General features: G+C 72.7%; 16 protein-coding genes. 12 read left to right on the top strand and 4 right to left on the bottom strand.

Annotated features, from left to right (window positions below):
* Positions 1-68: 68 nt before the first annotated feature.
* The 4 genes from RB614_RS18340 to RB614_RS18355 all read left to right on the top strand — a co-directional run bounded on the left by RB614_RS18340 (position 69) and on the right by RB614_RS18355 (position 2,537).
* A complete protein-coding gene (locus RB614_RS18340; RefSeq protein ID WP_308713747.1) occupies positions 69-473 on the top strand; it encodes a hypothetical protein in 405 nt (134 codons plus the stop codon).
* Positions 474-745: 272 nt separating this feature from the next.
* Positions 746-883, top strand: coding sequence for a hypothetical protein (locus tag RB614_RS18345; protein ID WP_308713748.1), 138 nt, complete (start codon positions 746-748; stop codon positions 881-883).
* Between the two features lie 319 nt (positions 884-1,202).
* On the top strand, positions 1,203-2,276 hold the full coding sequence (locus tag RB614_RS18350) for a DMT family transporter (RefSeq protein ID WP_308713749.1): 1,074 nt from the start codon (positions 1,203-1,205) through the stop codon (positions 2,274-2,276).
* Between the two features lie 30 nt (positions 2,277-2,306).
* Entirely contained in the window at positions 2,307-2,537 is a 231-nt protein-coding gene (locus RB614_RS18355) for a DUF5522 domain-containing protein (RefSeq protein ID WP_308713750.1), read from the top strand.
* A gap of 363 nt (positions 2,538-2,900) precedes the next feature.
* Here the strand turns inward: RB614_RS18355 and RB614_RS18360 are convergent, their stop codons facing one another.
* Positions 2,901-3,584, bottom strand: a complete 684-nt coding sequence (locus RB614_RS18360; protein WP_308713751.1) for a DUF899 domain-containing protein — start codon at positions 3,582-3,584, stop codon at positions 2,901-2,903.
* A gap of 120 nt (positions 3,585-3,704) precedes the next feature.
* On the opposite strand from RB614_RS18360, the gene lhgO reads away from it, so the two are divergent.
* Entirely contained in the window at positions 3,705-4,904 is a 1,200-nt protein-coding gene (gene lhgO, locus RB614_RS18365; protein ID WP_308713752.1) for an L-2-hydroxyglutarate oxidase, read from the top strand.
* A 62-nt stretch (positions 4,905-4,966) separates the two neighbouring features.
* Entirely contained in the window at positions 4,967-5,521 is a 555-nt protein-coding gene (locus RB614_RS18370; protein WP_308713753.1) for a hypothetical protein, read from the top strand.
* A gap of 596 nt (positions 5,522-6,117) precedes the next feature.
* Here RB614_RS18370 and RB614_RS18375 read toward each other — a convergent pair.
* Positions 6,118-6,804, bottom strand: a complete 687-nt coding sequence (locus RB614_RS18375) for an iron-dependent transcriptional repressor DtxR (protein WP_308713754.1) — start codon at positions 6,802-6,804, stop codon at positions 6,118-6,120.
* A gap of 87 nt (positions 6,805-6,891) precedes the next feature.
* Between RB614_RS18375 and RB614_RS18380 the strand changes: the two genes are divergently transcribed.
* From RB614_RS18380 to RB614_RS18400, 5 genes are all read left to right on the top strand, one after another.
* On the top strand, positions 6,892-7,716 hold the full coding sequence (locus RB614_RS18380; RefSeq protein WP_308713757.1) for a sulfurtransferase: 825 nt from the start codon (positions 6,892-6,894) through the stop codon (positions 7,714-7,716).
* Positions 7,683-8,918, top strand: a complete 1,236-nt coding sequence (locus tag RB614_RS18385; protein WP_308713758.1) for a cytochrome P450 — start codon at positions 7,683-7,685, stop codon at positions 8,916-8,918. The genes RB614_RS18380 and RB614_RS18385 overlap by 34 nt, the downstream gene beginning before the upstream one ends.
* Positions 8,919-8,923: 5 nt before the next feature.
* Complete coding sequence (locus RB614_RS18390; RefSeq protein WP_308713887.1) at positions 8,924-10,105, top strand: acetoin utilization protein AcuC; 1,182 nt, start codon at positions 8,924-8,926, stop codon at positions 10,103-10,105.
* On the top strand, positions 10,102-12,666 hold the full coding sequence (locus tag RB614_RS18395) for a bifunctional acetate--CoA ligase family protein/GNAT family N-acetyltransferase (protein WP_308713888.1): 2,565 nt from the start codon (positions 10,102-10,104) through the stop codon (positions 12,664-12,666). Before RB614_RS18390 ends, RB614_RS18395 begins: the two co-directional genes overlap by 4 nt.
* A gap of 124 nt (positions 12,667-12,790) precedes the next feature.
* Positions 12,791-13,576 carry a methyltransferase domain-containing protein gene (locus tag RB614_RS18400; protein WP_308713759.1) on the top strand — a complete coding sequence of 262 codons (786 nt, stop codon included), beginning with the start codon at positions 12,791-12,793 and terminating at the stop codon, positions 13,574-13,576.
* 25 nt (positions 13,577-13,601) lie between these two features.
* Here RB614_RS18400 and sigB read toward each other — a convergent pair whose 3' ends face one another.
* A complete protein-coding gene (gene sigB, locus RB614_RS18405) occupies positions 13,602-14,567 on the bottom strand; it encodes an RNA polymerase sigma factor SigB (protein WP_308713760.1) in 966 nt (321 codons plus the stop codon).
* Positions 14,568-14,812: 245 nt separating this feature from the next.
* Between sigB and RB614_RS18410 the strand changes: the two genes are divergently transcribed.
* Complete coding sequence (locus tag RB614_RS18410; RefSeq protein WP_308713762.1) at positions 14,813-15,601, top strand: sporulation protein; 789 nt, start codon at positions 14,813-14,815, stop codon at positions 15,599-15,601.
* 278 nt (positions 15,602-15,879) lie between these two features.
* On the opposite strand, the gene dtd is transcribed toward RB614_RS18410, so the two are convergent.
* Positions 15,880-16,302: a D-aminoacyl-tRNA deacylase gene (gene dtd / locus RB614_RS18415; RefSeq protein WP_308713763.1), complete on the bottom strand. Its 423-nt coding sequence runs from the start codon at positions 16,300-16,302 to the stop codon at positions 15,880-15,882.
* Between the last annotated feature and the right edge of the window lie 4 nt (positions 16,303-16,306).

Here is a 16,306-nt window from a genome sequence, read left to right on the forward strand (position 1 = left end):
CCTCCAGGGTTGGGCGGTCGTCGCGTGTACGTACCTCTCCGCGGCGACCTTGACGGAGAGAGGTACGTATGCCCGCCGTTCACCATGAGAGCTACACCGAGGCTCGTAAGCACCTGAAGGATCTGCTGGACGCGGCCGAGCGTGGCCGGGTCGCCACGGTCCGACGTGACTCCCGGACGACGGCCTTTGTCGATCGTGACCGTCTGCGCCACCTCCTGGCCTCGGTCAGCCCTTCGGGCGCGCAGGTCGTAGCCGAGGACGGTGGCTGGTCGATCTTCATTCCCGGGCTGCCGCTCGCCGCCGACGGCCCCTCCCTCGACGAGGCACTTGACGACATGATCCTCGCCCTGCGTGAGTATGCCGAGGACTGGCAGGAGCGGTTGCTCGATGCCCCCAACTGGGGTTTGGCCCAGTTGGTGAGCCTCAGCGACGACGATCAGTTGCGCGATTGGCTGGTGGGATCCGGGCGATGACCTGGCCACAGCCAACTCGTCAGGCGCACGAGAAGTCTTGCCTGGTGGAGAGCTGGACTCGGGTAAGGGACGCCCGTGGTCGTACCGGTACTCATCACGTCACCTACGAACTGACTCTGTCGGACGGCCGTATCCTGCGGACAAGGGGTCTCCCACCCTGTTGACCGGACCACCTACGGGCCGGGCATGTGGAGCCATATCCTCCGAGACCAGATCGGGTGTTCTGGCACTGTGCGGACGAGGGCGTCAAGCCGGACCGGGGTCAACCGGAAATGCCGGCGCAAGCCCTCCCCGCTGAGTTCGTCTACCTTCTGACCAACCGCGTCGGCATCGACGAGTCGGTAGTCGCGGCGATGACCAGGGACGAGGCCGTAGCCCGGCTGAACCGGTACTGGATCGAAGGATCTTGAGGATTGGCCGTCCGGCAGGGCGGCCAATCCTGTCGAGCGCCCGGTGACAGCCAGTGGCAGGAATTCCGGCGACGTTCTCCCCGGTACCCGCTAGGTTTGGCACGTGCATCTCGGCGTGCTTCCCCCTCCCGCTCGCTAACGCGGTGACCTGGCCTCCGGTTTCGCTCGCTTCGCGGGCGGCGCTGGAAGCGCCTGCCGTCGCCGCCTGAGCGGGCGGCCTCTCCACGAGTGAACCCGCCGCCGGACCCGCTGAGGTCCGGCGGTCGATGGTTGCCGCCCGTGTTCCCGCGGTCCGTAACCATCCACAGTGGAGTTTCGCATGCCCGCACGTGGTTTCCTGTTCATCTCCGTCGCCGCGACCGCCTGGGGAACAGGCGGTGCCGTCGCGGCCCTCCTCTACCGCACCAGCGGCCTCGGCCCGATCGCCGTATCGTGGTGGCGCTTCGCCATCGGCGTCACGATCCTCGGCGCCGTGCTCGCGGTCCGCCGCCCGGCCGCCGCCCCGGCACCGCACCGCGGCAGGCGGTGCGACCTCGTGCTCCCGGTCCGCTGCCTCGACGCGCCGGACCGCGAAAGGACGCGGCGCCGGCGCGGGAAGCGCGACCTCGTGGTCATCGGGGTCGGGCTCGCCGTCTACCAGACCGCGTTCTGCGGGGCGGTCGCGTACATCGGGCTCGCCGTCGCCACCGTCGTCACGCTGGGCGCCGGTCCGGTGCTGATCGCGTTCGGCGCGCGGGTGACGCTGGGCGAGCGCCTCGGCCGCTCCGGCACGGCCGCCGTCTCACTCGCGCTCGCCGGGCTGGTGCTGCTGGCCGGCGGATCAGGCGGCGCCGGTACCCGGCCGGCGCTCGGCGTCGCCCTCTCGCTCCTGTCCGCCACCGGGTACGCGGCGGTCACGCTCCTGACCCGCGCCCGGCGTACGGCGGCGCGGCCCTACGAGACGGCGCTCGCCGGGTTCGCGGTGGGTGGGGTGTGCCTGCTGCCGTTCGCGCTCGCCGAGGGGCTTGGCGGCCCGTACACCGCCGGCACGGTCGGCTGGCTGCTCTACCTCGGCGCGGTGCCGAGCGCGCTCGCGTACGGCCTCTTCTTCGCCGGCCTGACCCACGTGCGCGCGGCGACCGCCTCGGTCGTGGCGCTGCTGGAGCCGGTGGTGGCCGCGGTGATCGCGGTGGCGCTGCTCGGCGAGCGCCTCTCGGCCGCGGCCGTGGCCGGCACGGTGGTCCTGCTGGGAGCCGTGGCCGCCCTGGTCGCGACCGAAAGCGCACCCGCCACGCCAGCGCGCAACGCCACGCCAGCGCCCGACGACGCTGCGGCGCTAAACGCCACGCCAGCGCCGGACGACGTGGCGGCGCCTCGGCAAGCGGCGGCGGAGCAGCCGGCGGCGAGCGCATAAGGCCGGGTCAGGGGCGGATAGGGTCGGGGCGTGGACAGCCTCGCGCCCCGGCCCCTGCACGAGCCACACCCGTCCCGGCTGCCCCTCGACCACCCGCGGCGCGACGAGATCATCGCGGCCCACGACGCGGCCCTCGCGGCCGACGAGGCTGGCTACCTCGACCCGGATACCGGTCTCTTCGTGCTCACCGCCGCCTTTCACGCCGGCCGCGGCACGTGCTGCGGCCGCGGCTGCCGCCACTGCCCGTACGTCAACACCTGAACGCCGGCAGCGTCGAGCGTTCGTACCTGGGCCTGTATCGAATTCCTTGCCGGGCTGCGCCGGGCCCGGGCGGCGCCATGCGGCGTCGGGCGTAAGGCCGCATACGACGGCCGTCTGATGGCGTGGCCCTCGTGGTGTGTCCATCGCTGTGCCTGATGGTTTGCTCGCAAGCTCGCTCACGCCCGGTATGCGACCTTGCGCCCGCCACCGCCTGACGCCGTCTGGACTCCGGCTCGCACCGACAAACTCTTTGATACAGGCCCTAGTGCGGTGGCCACCAACGTTCACCGGGTGACCGGCGGTCTTCCGCCGCTGGTCACCCGGCGCCGGCAAAAGCCAGCAAAAGCCGGCAAAGGACCGCTCTCAGCTCTTCGGGCCGTACAACCGGGCCACGTCCGGGGAGTCCAGCCACCCGCTGTACGCGGGCGACTGCGGCCAGCCCTCCGGACTGTCCTGCCACTCCTCCTGCCGCCCGTACGGCAGGACGTCCACGAGCGCGAACGTGTGGGTGAGCTGCTCGACGCCGCGACCGCTGGTGTGCCAGGTGCGGTAGACGGTGTCGCCGTCGCGCAGAAACACGTTCAGCCCGAAGCCGCCGCCCGGTGGCGCGTCGACGTCCGCGCCGAACGGGCTGCCAGCCGTGGAGTACCAGGTCATCTTGTTGCCGACGCGCTCGGCGTAGGCCAGGGCCGCGTCGATGGGCCCCTGCGTGACGATCACGAACCGCGCGTCGTAGTTGTCGAGGAAGTCCAGCCGGGTGAACGCCGACGTGAAGCTGGTGCAGCCGCCGCACTGCCACTCGGCGTCCGGATCCGGGTCCCACATGTGGTTGTACACGATCAGCTGTGACCTGCCGGCGAAGACGTCGACGAGCCGGACCGGCCCCTCGGCGCCGACCAGGGTGTAGTCCGGCGTCCTCACCATCGGCAGCCGTCGGCGCTGGGCGGCGATCGCGTCGAGCTCCTTGGTCGCGGCCTTCTCGCGTACCCGAAGCTTGTCAAGCTCTTCCCGCCAGGTCTGGTGATCAACGACATCGGGCATAGCCATGATCAACATCTCCTTCGGTGGATACCTCCCCCCACCCTACGAGCCGACCCTGTCCCAACCCCGACAGAAGCCGCCGGCTGGCTGGGACCGCGAGCCGCTACCGCGGGGTACTGTCCGGCCATGGCGAAGTTTGTCGTGGTCGGAGCCGGGATCGTGGGCCTGGCGGTGGCGCACCGGATCACCCAGGACCACCCGGACGCGCAGGTGACCGTGCTGGAGAAGGAGGAGCGGGTCGCCGCGCACCAGACCGGTCACAACTCCGGTGTCATCCACGCGGGCGTGTACTACAAGCCGGGCAGCCTCAAGGCGACGCTCTGCCGGGCCGGTTCGCGGTCGATGGTGGAGTTCTGCGCCGGGCACGGCATCCGCCACGAGGTGTGCGGCAAGCTGATCGTCGCCACCAGCGCCGAGGAGCTGCCCCGCCTGCGCGCGCTGCACGAGCGGGCCCTCGCCAACGGCCTCCCGGTGCGGCTCCTGACCAAGGAGGAGGCGACCGGGTACGAGCCGCACGTCGACTGCGTCCAGGCTCTCCACGTCGCCTCGACGGGTATCGCCGACTTCGGCGCGGTCTGCCAGACACTCGCCGCGCTCGCCGAGAAGGCGGGTGCGGAGGTGCGCTTCGGGGCCAAGGTGACCGGCATCGCCGTACGCGACAACCGCCAGATCATCGAGACGACGGCGGGTGACATCCGCGCGGACGTCCTGGTCAACTGCGCCGGCCTGCACGCCGACCGGGTGGCGCGGCTGGCCGGGGTGGAGCCGCCGGCGCGGATCATCCCGTTCCGCGGCGAGTACTACGAGCTTCGCCCCGAGCGGCGTGACCTGGTGCGCGGGCTGATCTACCCGGTGCCCGACCCGCAGTTCCCGTTCCTCGGCGTGCACCTGACCCGCATGGTCGACGGCACCGTCCACGCTGGACCCAACGCGGTGCTCGCGCTCGCCCGCGAGGGCTACAGCTGGGGCCGGGTCAACCCCCGCGACATCGCCGACTTCGCCGTCTACTCAGGACTGTGGCGGCTCGCCCGGCGCCACCTCCGGTACGGCCTGACCGAGGTGCGCCGCTCCCTCTCCACCCGCCGCTTCGCGCAGAGCCTGGCCCGGCTGGTGCCCGAGGTGACGGAGGGCGACCTGGTGCGTACGGAGGCGGGTGTGCGCGCGCAGGCGATCGCACCGGACGGTTCACTCGTCGACGATTTCCTCATCGTGGCCCGCGAACGGCAGGTACACGTGCTCAACGCCCCTTCGCCGGCCGCCACGAGCTCGCTGGAGATCGCAAAGCACATCGTGTCGCACCTTCCGGGCTTTCCTGCCGCGCGCTGAGGCCCTATCGTGGCCGACGGACCGGACCCGGCAAGGCCGCCGCCGACCAGGAGGACACGACCGTGCGGACGCGTGCGCGACGCCTCAGCGCCAGCCTCTTGCTGCTGCTGCTCACCGCCTGCGGTGCGGAGGCCGCGGCCGACACACCCTCCACGCCCGCTCCGGTGGCACCCGAGATCCCGGCGGCCGCGGCGGGCGGTGTGTGCCAGCTCCTCGACTACGTGCTGATCGAGCGGATCGTCGGCGTCAAGTTCGACGTCGCGGCCGCCCGCAAGGTCGACAAGACCTACACCTGCGCCGTCCAGTCGATGGACGCCCCCCGCCCCGACCTGGTGCTGTCGGTCACCGTGACGACCGCCGACGCCGACGTCTTCCAGGAGGAGCTGATCCCCGAGGGCGGCGCCAGCGTCAAGGGCCTCGGCAAGGCCGCCTACCGCCAGATCCGCGGCGCCGGCGGCACCGCCGGCCCCGGCGTCGAGGTGGGCTGGCTGACCGCCGACGCCCGGCTGATCATCCTCCGCTACACGTTCGCCGCCGGCCAACCCCGGTCGGCCGCCGACGCGCTCGCGCCCAAGCTGGTCGAGCTCGCCAAAGAGATCAACCAGACCAGCGTCTAGCGGCCTCCGCCCGTGATCAAAAGCTCCCCTCAAGTCGCTAGAACGGCATGAGGGGAGCTTCGATCACCCCAGCCCCGAGTGGTTTCTCCGGACCGTTGCTCCTGCGGCCGCCTGGGTTTGTGCGTCCACGACACGTCACCACCGCGCCGCCGCTGGGCGGGCGGATGTGTGTGCGGGAAGCTCTGGAGCTGCCCCGTCTGTGCTCCCTTGGGTTGGGCTTGCCCCGCGAGGCCGGCAGCGGAGGCCGGGGATCCCGGCGACCGCCGGCCGCAGCGGCGCCCGTGGGAAAGCACCCCGAGAAAACGCTCCGCTGCGCTCCACGTTTCCCCGGGGACCCGCGCAAACGGCCCACAGCTGAAGCGGACCGGGGCAAATCATGTCTGAAGACGGTGATCGTGGTATTTCAGTGCCCCTTGGGGGGCACTCAGGTACCACGATCTGATTCCACGACCCGATGTCGATCAACCAGCCAGGTGTCGCGTGCCGGCGCGTTATGTCCGCACGGCTGTGATCAAAAGCTCCCCTCACGTCGTTCTAGCGACTTGAGGGGAGCTTTGATCACCGTGAACCCGAGAGGTCTCGTGTATCCGCGAGGGTTAGCGGGCGGCGACGAAGACGCGGGACGCTACCTCGCGGGGGAGGCGGACCTTGTCGCCGGAACGGTCGATCGTCACCGCGTCGCGCTCCTGGGCCACCGTGACCGTGACGCCCGGGTCGACGCCGGCCGCGTGGAGCTGGCGGAGGACGTCGGCGTCGGTCTGCACGCTCTCGCAGATGCGCCGCACCACCACCTGGCCGGTCAGGCCCGGGAACGCCAGGTTGCGCTCGCCGCCCTCCTCGCCGCCGGAGGCCTGGCTCGCGCCGTTGCCCAGAGCGTCGAGGCCGGGGATCGGGTTGCCGTACGGGGAGCGGGTGGGGCGGTTGAGCAGCTCGTAGACCTTCTTCTCCACCGTGTCGCTCATCACGTGCTCCCAGCGGCAGGCCTCCTCGTGGGCCTCCTCGTAGGGCATGCCGATCACGTTGACGAGCAGGAGCTCGGCGAGGCGGTGCTTGCGCATGACGGAGACCGCGTGGTGCCGGCCGGCGTCCGTCAGCGCGAGGTGCCGGTCGCCCTCGACGGTGAGCAGGCCGTCGCGCTCCATGCGGGCGACGGTCTGGCTGACGGTGGGGCCGCTCTGGTGCAGCCGCTCGGCGATACGCGCACGCAGCGGCGGCACACCTTCCTCTTCGAGCTCGAGGATGGTCTTGAGGTACATCTCAGTGGTATCGACCAAGTCGTTCACAGCACAGCCCTCCCTGCCACATGCTACCCCTGCGAAACGACATAGCTCGTCCCGCAGCAGCAGCCCGGCGGTGGTTGACTGGACCGCGTGGCCGTACGGAGCGATCTTATCGTGGAACCCGCCCTGCTCGCGAGCGAGCTGAGCGATACGACAGTTGTCGACGTCCGCTGGCGCCTGGGCGGCCCGCCCGGGCGGGACGACTACGCCGCGGGACATCTGCCCGGCGCCGTCTTCCTGGACCTCGACACCGATCTGTGTGGACCGCCGGGTAAGGGCGGCCGCCACCCGCTGCCCGACCCGGGCGACCTCCAGCGGGTGCTGCGGGCGGCCGGGGTGCGCGCTGGCCGCCCGGTCGTCGTGTACGACCTGGGCGACGGCCCTGCCGCCGCCCGCGCCTGGTGGACGCTGCGCTGGTCGGGGCACGACGCGGTGCGGGTGCTCGACGGCGGCTTCCCGGCCTGGGTGGCCGCGGGGCTGCCGGTCACCACCGAGGTGCCCGACCCGGCGCCGGGCGACATCACCGTCCGGCCGGGCGGCATGCCGGTGCTCGACGCCACCGCGGCCGGCCGCCTCGCCGGCGAGGGCGTGCTGATCGACGTGCGGGCGGCGCCCCGATACCGGGGCGAGGTCGAGCCGGTCGACCCGGTCGCCGGGCACATCCCGGGCGCGGTCAACCTCCCGACCACCGACCATGTCGAGGCCGGCGGCCGGTTGCGCTCCGCCGAGGCGCTCCGGTCGCGGTTCGCGGGGGTCGGCGTCGACCAGGGGGTACGCGTCGGCGCGTACTGCGGTTCCGGAATCACCGCCGCGCACACCGTCCTCGCGCTCAACCTGGCCGGGCACGCGGACGCCGCGCTCTATGTCGGGTCGTGGAGCGAGTGGATCACGGACCCCGACCGCCCCGTGGCCTGAACCCACTGGCCCTCCTCACCCGTGCCCGGCGCCGCGGCGTCGTGGTCCGGCTGCCGGTGCCGGGCGCCCGTGTCTACCTGGTCAACGATCCAACCGCGATCCAGGAGGTGCTCGCCCGCACCCAGCGGGAGTACGCCAAGGGCGTCGGCCGCCGCGGCCGCGAGCCGCTCAAGCGGGTGCTCGGCGACGGCCTGCTGACCAGCCCGCCCGACCTGCACCGGGAGCAGCGGCGGCTGGTGCGGCCGCTCTTCCACCGCGAGCGGGTCGCCGGGTACGCGGAGACGTTCACCGCGCTGGCCGAGGCCGCGGCCGCCGGCTGGCGCGACGGCGAGGTGCGCGACCTGCACCGCGACATGACCGCGCTGACGCTGGCGATCGTCGCGCGCACCGTCTTCGACGCGGACGTCGGTGACGCCGCGGTCACCACGGTCAGCCGCGCGCTCGCCCGCAACCAGCGCGCCCTGCGCCGCGAGATCCTTCCCGGCGGTACCCTCCTGGACCGCCTGCCGCTCCCGGCGACCCGGCGCTGGCGCGCGGACAGCGCGGCGGTCGATGCCGTCGTCTACGGGCTGATCGAGGCCCGGCGGGCCGAGCCGGGCGGGAGCGACCTGCTCAGCCTGCTGCTCGCCACCGGCATGCCGGACCGGCGGATCCGCGACGAGGCGCTCACCCTGCTGCTCGCCGGGCACGAGACCACCGCCAACGCGCTCGCCTGGACGTTCGCGCTGCTCTCGCACGATCCGGCGGCGCAGGAGCGGATCGCGGGCGGCGACCCGGCGTTCACCTCGGCGGTGGTGCGCGAGTCGCTGCGCCTGTACCCGCCGGCCTGGGCGATCTGGCGCCACCTGGTCGAGGCGCGTGAAGTGGGCGGGCGGCGGCTCCCGGCCGGCGCGACGCTGATCCTCAGCCCCTGGGTGACGCACCGCGACCCGGCGTGGTGGCCGGAGCCGGAGCGGTTCCGGCCGGAGCGGTGGCTGGACGGGCCGCCGCCGGAGCGGTACGCGTACTTCCCGTTCGGCAGCGGCCCCCGCCAGTGCGTCGGCAACGAGTTCGCCGAGCTGGAGGCGGCCCGCGTCACCGAGGCCGTCTGCGCCCGCTGGCTGCTCACCCCGGCACCCGGCGCCCGGCCGGTCGTGCCGCGGCCGTTGATCACGCTTCGCCCCCGCTACGGCGTCCCGCTCCTGCTCAACGTGCGACGATGAGCGCTATGGCGGACGGCACGGTCGTGGTGTGGGACGAGTCCCTGCTGGCGTACGACATGGGAGACCACCCGCTCGACCCGGTCCGCGTGGAGCTGACCATCGCGCTCGCCCGTGAGCTGGGCGTCCTCGACCGCCCCGGGGTGCGCCTGGTCGCCCCCAAGCCGGCCGACGAGGTCGCGCTGACCCGGGTGCACCGCGCCGACTACATCGAGGCGGTGCGGGCCGCTCCGGACGACCCGTTCTTCTCCGGCTGGGGGCTCAACACGCCGGACAACCCGGTCTTCGACGGCATGCACGAGGCGAGCGCGCTGGTCTGCGGCGCCACGCTCGCGGCCGCCGAGGCGGTGTGGCGGGGCGAGGCGCGGCGGGCGGTCAACGTCTCCGGCGGGCTCCACCACGCGATGCCCGCGCGGGCGTCCGGCTTCTGCGTGTACAACGATCCGGCCGTCGCCATCGCCCGCCTGCTCGACCTGGGCGCGGAGCGCATCGCGTACGTCGACGTCGACGTCCACCACGGCGACGGCGTGCAGGCCATCTTCTGGGACGACCCGCGGGTGCTCACGGTCAGCCTGCACGAGACGCCGCTCGCGCTCTTTCCCGGCACCGGCTTCCCGGAGGAGACCGGCGGCAAGGGCGCGGAGGGTACGGCGGTCAACGTCGCCCTGCCGCCGGGCACGGCCGACCCGGGCTGGCTGCGGGCGTTCCACGCGGTGGTGCCGTCGGTGGTGCGCGCCTTCCGGCCGCAGGTGCTCTTCACCCAGTGCGGCGCCGACAGCCACCGCCTCGACCCGCTCGCCGACCTGAGGCTCTCGGTCGACGGCCAGCGCGCCGCCCACCTGGCCCTGCGCGACCTGGCCGACGAGCTCTGCGACGGGCGCTGGATCGCGACCGGCGGCGGTGGGTACGCGCTGGTCGAGGTCGTCCCGCGTACCTGGACCCACCTGCTCGCGGCGGCCACCGGCGACCCGATCGACCCGGCGGCGCTGACCCCGCTCGCCTGGCGTGAGCTGGCCAAGCGCCGCCGCCCGGGGCGCGACGTGCCGCTGCGGATGACCGACGACGTGCCGGTGACGTACCGGCAGTGGCAGCCGGAGAGCGAGCCGGACGCCGTCGACCGGGCCGTCATGGCCACCCGCAAGGCGGTCTTCCCGCTGCACGGCCTCGACCCCCACGACCCGCGGGACTGACCACTGTGGATCGATCCGCCGACGTCCTGCTGAGCGACGGCACCACCGTCCACCTGCGACGGATCCGCCCGGAGGACGCGGCCGGGATCGTCGCGATGCACTCGCGCTTCTCCGAGCGCACCCGCTACCTGCGCTACTTCTCGCCGTACCCGCGGATCCCCGAGCGCGACCTCAAGCGCTTCGTCAACGTCGACCACGACGCGCGCGAGGCCTTCGTCATCGAGACCGGCGACCGGATCCTCGCGGTCGGCCGGTACGAGCGGCTCGGGCCGGAGGCGCCGGATGCCGAGGTGGCGTTCGTCGTGGAGGACGCCTACCAGGGGCGCGGGATCGGGTCGGTGCTGCTGGAGCACCTGGCCGCCGCGGCGCGGGACGCCGGGATCAGCCGGTTCGTGGCCGAGGTGCTGCCGGAAAACTCGCCGATGCTGCGGGTCTTCGCCGACGCCGGCTACCTGATCCAGCGGCAGTACGCGGACGGCGTCGTGCACCTCGCGTTCCCGATCGCGCTGACCGAGCGCTCGCTCGAAGTGCAGTGGCGGCGGGAGCAGCGGGCCGAGGCGCGGTCGATCGCGCGGCTGCTGAGCCCGCGCGGCGTCGCCGTGTACGGGGCGAGCGCCAGCGGCCACGGCATCGGCGCGGCGATCCTCGGGCACCTGCGGGACGGCGGCTTCACCGGCGCGATCCATCCGATCCACCCCAGCGCGGACACCGTGGGCGGCCTGCCCGCCCTCCGCTCGGCGCGGCTCGCCGAGGGCATCGACCTGGCGGTGGTGGCGGTGCCACCGGAGGCGGTGCCCGGGGTGGTCGAGGACGCGGCCGCCGCCGGCGTGCACGGCCTCGTCGTGGTCTCGGCCGGCTTCGCCGAGACCGGTACCGGGTCCGGCACCGCCGCCGAGCACGAGCTCACCCGCGCGGCCCACGCGGTGGGCATGCGGGTGGTCGGCCCGAACTGCCTCGGCGTGGCCAACACCCACGAGGGGGTACGCCTCAACGCCACCCTCGCCCCGCGGCTGCCGCTGCCCGGGCGGGCCGGGTTCTTCAGCCAGTCCGGCGCGTTGGGTGTGGCGCTGCTGGCCGAGGCGGACCGGCGCGGGCTGGGGCTGTCGAGCTTCGTCTCGGCCGGCAACCGCGCCGACGTCTCCGGCAACGACCTGCTCCAGTACTGGGAGGACGACCCGGCGACCGACGTGATCCTGCTGTACCTGGAGAGCTTCGGCAACCCGCGCAAGTTCGCCCGGCTGGCCCGCCGGATCGGGCGCACCAAGCCGATCGTCGCGGTCGCCTCGGCGGCCCGGCCCACGGGGGCCACGGTGCTCTCCGGGGCGCGCTCGCTGCCCGCGCCGTCGAGCGTGACCGGCACCGCCCCGGGGCCGGACCGGGCCGGGGTGGCGGCGCTCTTCGCGCACGCCGGCGTGATCCGCGTGGACACGGTCGCCGAGCTCTTCGACGTGGGCGTACTGCTGGCCCACCAGCCGCTGCCGGCCGGCCGCCGGGTGGGCATCGTGGGCAACTCGACCGCGCTGACCCGGCTCGCCGCGGCCGCCTGCGTGGACGGCGGGCTGGTGGTGGCGCACGGGTACCCCCAGGACGTCCCGCCCGGGGCCGGCGCCCACGACTTCGGCGACGTGCTCGCCGACGCGGCCACCGACGGGGAAGTGGACGCACTGGTCGTGGCCCTGGCGCCACCGGTGCCGGGGCAGCTGTCCGATGAGGACGCCGACTTCGCCACCGCGCTGGCGAGCGTGGCGCTGGCCGGTGACAAGCCGACCGTCGTGACGTCCCTTGTAGACAAGATGCCGGCGGGCGTGCCGGCGTACCCGTCGGTGGAGGAGGCGGTGCGGGCGCTGGCCCGGGTCGCAGGGTACGCGGACTGGCTGCGCCGTCCACCCGGGACGGTGCCCGAAGTGGCCACAGTGGACTCGTTCGACGTGCTGGCCGCGTACGGGATCCAGGTCGCCCCCACGCTGCCGGCCGAGTCGGCGCGGGAGGCGGTGGCGGCGGCCGGCCGGCTGGGCTACCCGGTGGCGCTCAAGTCGTCCGGCGAGGCGCTGCGGCACCGGCTCGACCTCGGCGCGGTCCGCCTCGACCTGACCGATGAGTCAGCCGTCGGGCGGGCGTACACGGAGTTGGCCGACCGCTTCGGTCCCGGCGTGCTGGTGCAGGCGATGGTGCCGCCGGGCGTGGCCTGCGTGGTGGAACTGGTCGAAGACCCGGCGTTCGGGCCGGTGGTGGGCTTCGGGCTCGGCGGCGTCGCCACCGACCTGCTCGGCGACCGGGCGTGGCGGCCGGCACCGCTCACCGACCGGGACGCCGCCGCGATGGTCGACGAGCCGCGGGCCGCGCCGCTGCTGCGCGGCTACCGGGGCGCCGAGCCGGTCGACCGGGAGGCGCTGGCCCGGCTGCTGATCCGGGTGGGGCGGCTGGCCGACGAGCACCCGGAGGTACGCGAGCTGCGGCTCAACCCGGTGCTGGCCCGGGCGGACGGCCTGTCGGTGCTGCACGCCGAGGTGGTGCTCGGCCCGCCCGCGGTCCGCCCGGACACCGCACCCCGCCACCTCTAACCCGTGATCAAAGCTCCCCTCAAGTCGTTCTAGCGACTTGAGGGGAGCTTTGAATCACGGGAGGTGAGTTCGTATGCTGGGATACCGCTCCCAGAGTGTGGGCGGTGGGGTTAGCGTGCGGGACATGGCGACGTACACGCACGGGCATCACGAGTCGGTCCTGCGCTCGCACCGCTGGCGCACGGCGGAAAACTCCGCGGCGTACCTCCTCGGCCACCTCGCGCCCGGCCTCGCCGTGCTGGACGTCGGCTGCGGCCCCGGCACGATCACCGCCGACCTGGCCACGCTCGTCGCACCCGGCCCGGTCACGGCGGTCGACGTCGCCGAGGCGGTACTCGCCGAGGCGCGCCGGGCGGCGGATCTGGTCAACGTCGAGTTCGCGGTGGCCGACGTGCACGCGCTCGACTTCCCGGACGCCTCCTTCGACGTCGTACACGCCCACCAGGTGCTCCAGCACGTCGGCGACCCGGTCACCGCGCTCCGCGAGATGCGGCGGGTGTGCCGGCCCGGCGGGATCGTCGCCGCACGCGACTCCGACTACGCGGCGATGACCTGGTACCCCCAGGTGCCCGAGCTGGACGAGTGGCTGGCCCTCTACCGCGACGTGGCCCGGCGCAACGGCGGCGAGCCGGACGCCGGCCGGCGGCTGCACGCGTGGGCGCGGCAGGCCGGCTTCACCGAGGTGACCGCCTCGGCGTCGGTGTGGTGCTTCGCGACCGGTGAAGACCGGGCCTGGTGGAGCGGCATGTGGGCGGAGCGGATCACGCGCTCGGCCATCGCCGGGCAGGCGCTCGCGGCCGGGTACCGGCAGGAGGACCTGGACCGGCTCTCCGAAGGCTGGCGGAAATGGGGCGCCGTGGAGGACGGCTGGTTTGCCATCCTCCACGGCGAAGTGATCTGCCGCCCCTGAGGCTCTTCGCCGCGGCGCCGCACGGTCAGCTGGCGTACGCCTCCAGGCGCTTGGCCCGCGAGGGGTGGCGGAGCTTGAGCAGGGTGACCTTTTCGATCTGGCGGATCCGCTCGCGGGAGAGGCCGAACTCGCGCCCCACCTCGTCGAGCGTGCGCTGGCGGCCGTCGTCGAGGCCGAAGCGGAGCCGGATCACCGCCTGCTCCCGCTGGGAGAGCGTGGCGAGCACGATCTCGACCTCGCTGCGCAGCTCGCCCTGGGCGACGCTGTCGGCCGGCTCCTCGCGCGGGTCGACGCCCGCCACGAAGTCACCGAGCGCGCTCTCGCCGTCTTCGCCGACCGCCTGGTCGAGGCTGACCGGCTCCCGGTCGTACGAGATCAGCTCGATCACCTGGAACTCCGGCACGCCCATCGCCTTGGCGATCTCGGCGATCGCGGGCTCGCGGCCGAGCGTGGTGCTGAGGTCGCGGCGGGCGCGCACCATCCGGTTGACCTGCTCGACCATGTGCACCGGGATGCGGATGGTGCGGGCTTGGTCGGCCATGGCTCGGGTGATGGCTTGGCGGATCCACCAGGTGGCGTAGGTGGAGAATTTGTAGCCTTTGGTGTAGTCGAATTTTTCGACGGCGCGGATGAGGCCGAGGTTGCCTTCTTGGATGAGGTCGAGGAAGGCCATGCCACGCCCCGTGTACCGCTTCGCGATGCTGACCACGAGCCGAAGGTTGGCCTCCAGCAGATGGTCCTTTGCCGCCCGACCCTCGACCGCGATGGTCGTCAGGTCTTCGCGTATGGCCGGCGGAAGCGCCGCGTCCGCGAGCTTTTCCTCGGCGAAGAGCCCGGCCTCGATGCGCTTGGCCAGCTCGACCTCCTGAACGGCGGTGAGCAGCTTGGTCCGACCGATACCGTTCAGATACGCCCGGACCAGGTCGGCCGAAACCCCCCGCTCGTCGGTGGCGTCGAGGTCGGCATCGAGGGTGAGCTCGTTGTCGTTCATGTGCAGGACCACCTTTAGTCGCCTCCCCGCGTCGACAAGTGGCACGCGTCCCAGCCGCCCGAGTGGCGCTGGTGAGAAAAGCTTGGCGGTCGGGGCGTGAAGCGGGGGTGAGGCGAGCGTTCCGTGGCACTAATCCGGTAGTTGAATGGCCCGGCGTACCCCTTTTGAGGTAAATGTCGACGCTTGCTGAGTGGGGTTAGTGTGCTGAGGTTGCGATAGCTCCAACCCCGATCCGGGAGGACGACGTGGTCTTCAAGCGCATGTTGCAGGCGATGGGTGTGGGAGGCCCGTCGGTCGAGACAGTGCTCAGCAACCCCAACTGCCGGCCGGGCGGCTACCTGGAGGGCCAGGTGCACGCGGTCGGCGGCGACCACCCCGTCGATATCGAATACGTCGCTGTCGGCCTGGTCACCCGGGTCGAGGTGGAGAGCGGCGACTCTGAGTACGACACCAACCAGGAGTTCCACCGCCAGCGGCTGACCGGCCCGTTCCGGCTGGCCCCGGGCGGCCGCCACGACGTGCCGTTCCGCTTCGAGGTGCCGTGGGAGACCCCGATCACCGAGCTGTACGGCCAGCACCTGCACGGCATGACCATGGGCCTGCGCACCGAGCTCGAGGTGGCCCGCGCCGTCGACAAGGGCGACCTGGACGCGGTGGCGGTGCACCCGCTGCCGGCCCAGGAGCGCATCCTGGACGCGTTCCTGCGGCTGGGCTTCCGGTTCGGCAAGGCCGACGTCGAGCGCGGCCGCATCCACGGGGTGCAGCAGACGCTCCCCTTCTACCAGGAGATCGAGTTCTATCCCGCGCCGCAGTACGCGCGCGCCTTCAACCAGCTCGAGGTGACCTTCCTGCCCACGCCGCACCAGCTCCAGGTGGTGCTGGAGCTCGACAAGCGGGGCGGCGTCTTCACCGAGGGCCGCGACGCGTTCGGCCGCTTCACCGTCGACTACGCCGGGGCCGAGCGGGCCGACTGGACCAACCAACTGGACGCCTGGCTCCGCCAGTCGGCCCAACGTCGGGGCCTGTTCTTCTAGATCTCCGCCCGCCCGAAGCCCGCCGCCACCCGCGGCGGGCTTCGCGCACAAAGACCCATTCCAGAGCAGAGACTGTGAGCTACCGCGATGTCCGTGGTGGTCCGGACCGTTGCTCCCGCGGCCTCACCCTCCGCGCTCCACACCCCAACCGCCGGCCCGCCGCACGCGCGGCCTGCCGGCGCGTTGCGACCGGATCGAAGTAGATCTAGAACGTTTAGGGCTGAAATAGCGCCCTAAACGTTCTAGATCTACATTCACGGGCTCGGGCCCGGAGGGCTTCAGAGGTCCAGGAGGATCGTGCGGGGGCCGACGTTGACGCTCTCGACGAGCATGTGGGCGCGGAAGCGGCCGGTCGCCACCTTCGCGCCGCGCGACTCCAGCGCCTCGACGAACGCGGTCACCAGCGGCTCGGCGACCTCGGCCGGGGCGGCGGCGCCCCACGACGGGCGGCGGCCCTTGCGGGTGTCGCCGTAGAGGGTGAACTGGCTGACCACCAGCACGGGCGCGTCGATGTCGGCGGCCGAGCGTTCGTCGTCGAGGATGCGCAGCTCCCACACCTTGCGAGCCATCGTGTCGGCGGTCGCCGGCGTGTCGGTGTGGGTGACGCCGAGCAGCACCAGCAGGCCGTCTTCGATCCCGCCGACCACCTCGCCGCCGACCGTCACGCTGGCCCGGCCGACCGTCTGCACCACCGCGCGCATCCCG

Origin of the sequence: Phytohabitans maris, assembly GCF_031085175.1 — a bacterium.
Classification (GTDB): Bacteria; Actinomycetota; Actinomycetes; order Mycobacteriales; family Micromonosporaceae; genus Phytohabitans; species Phytohabitans maris.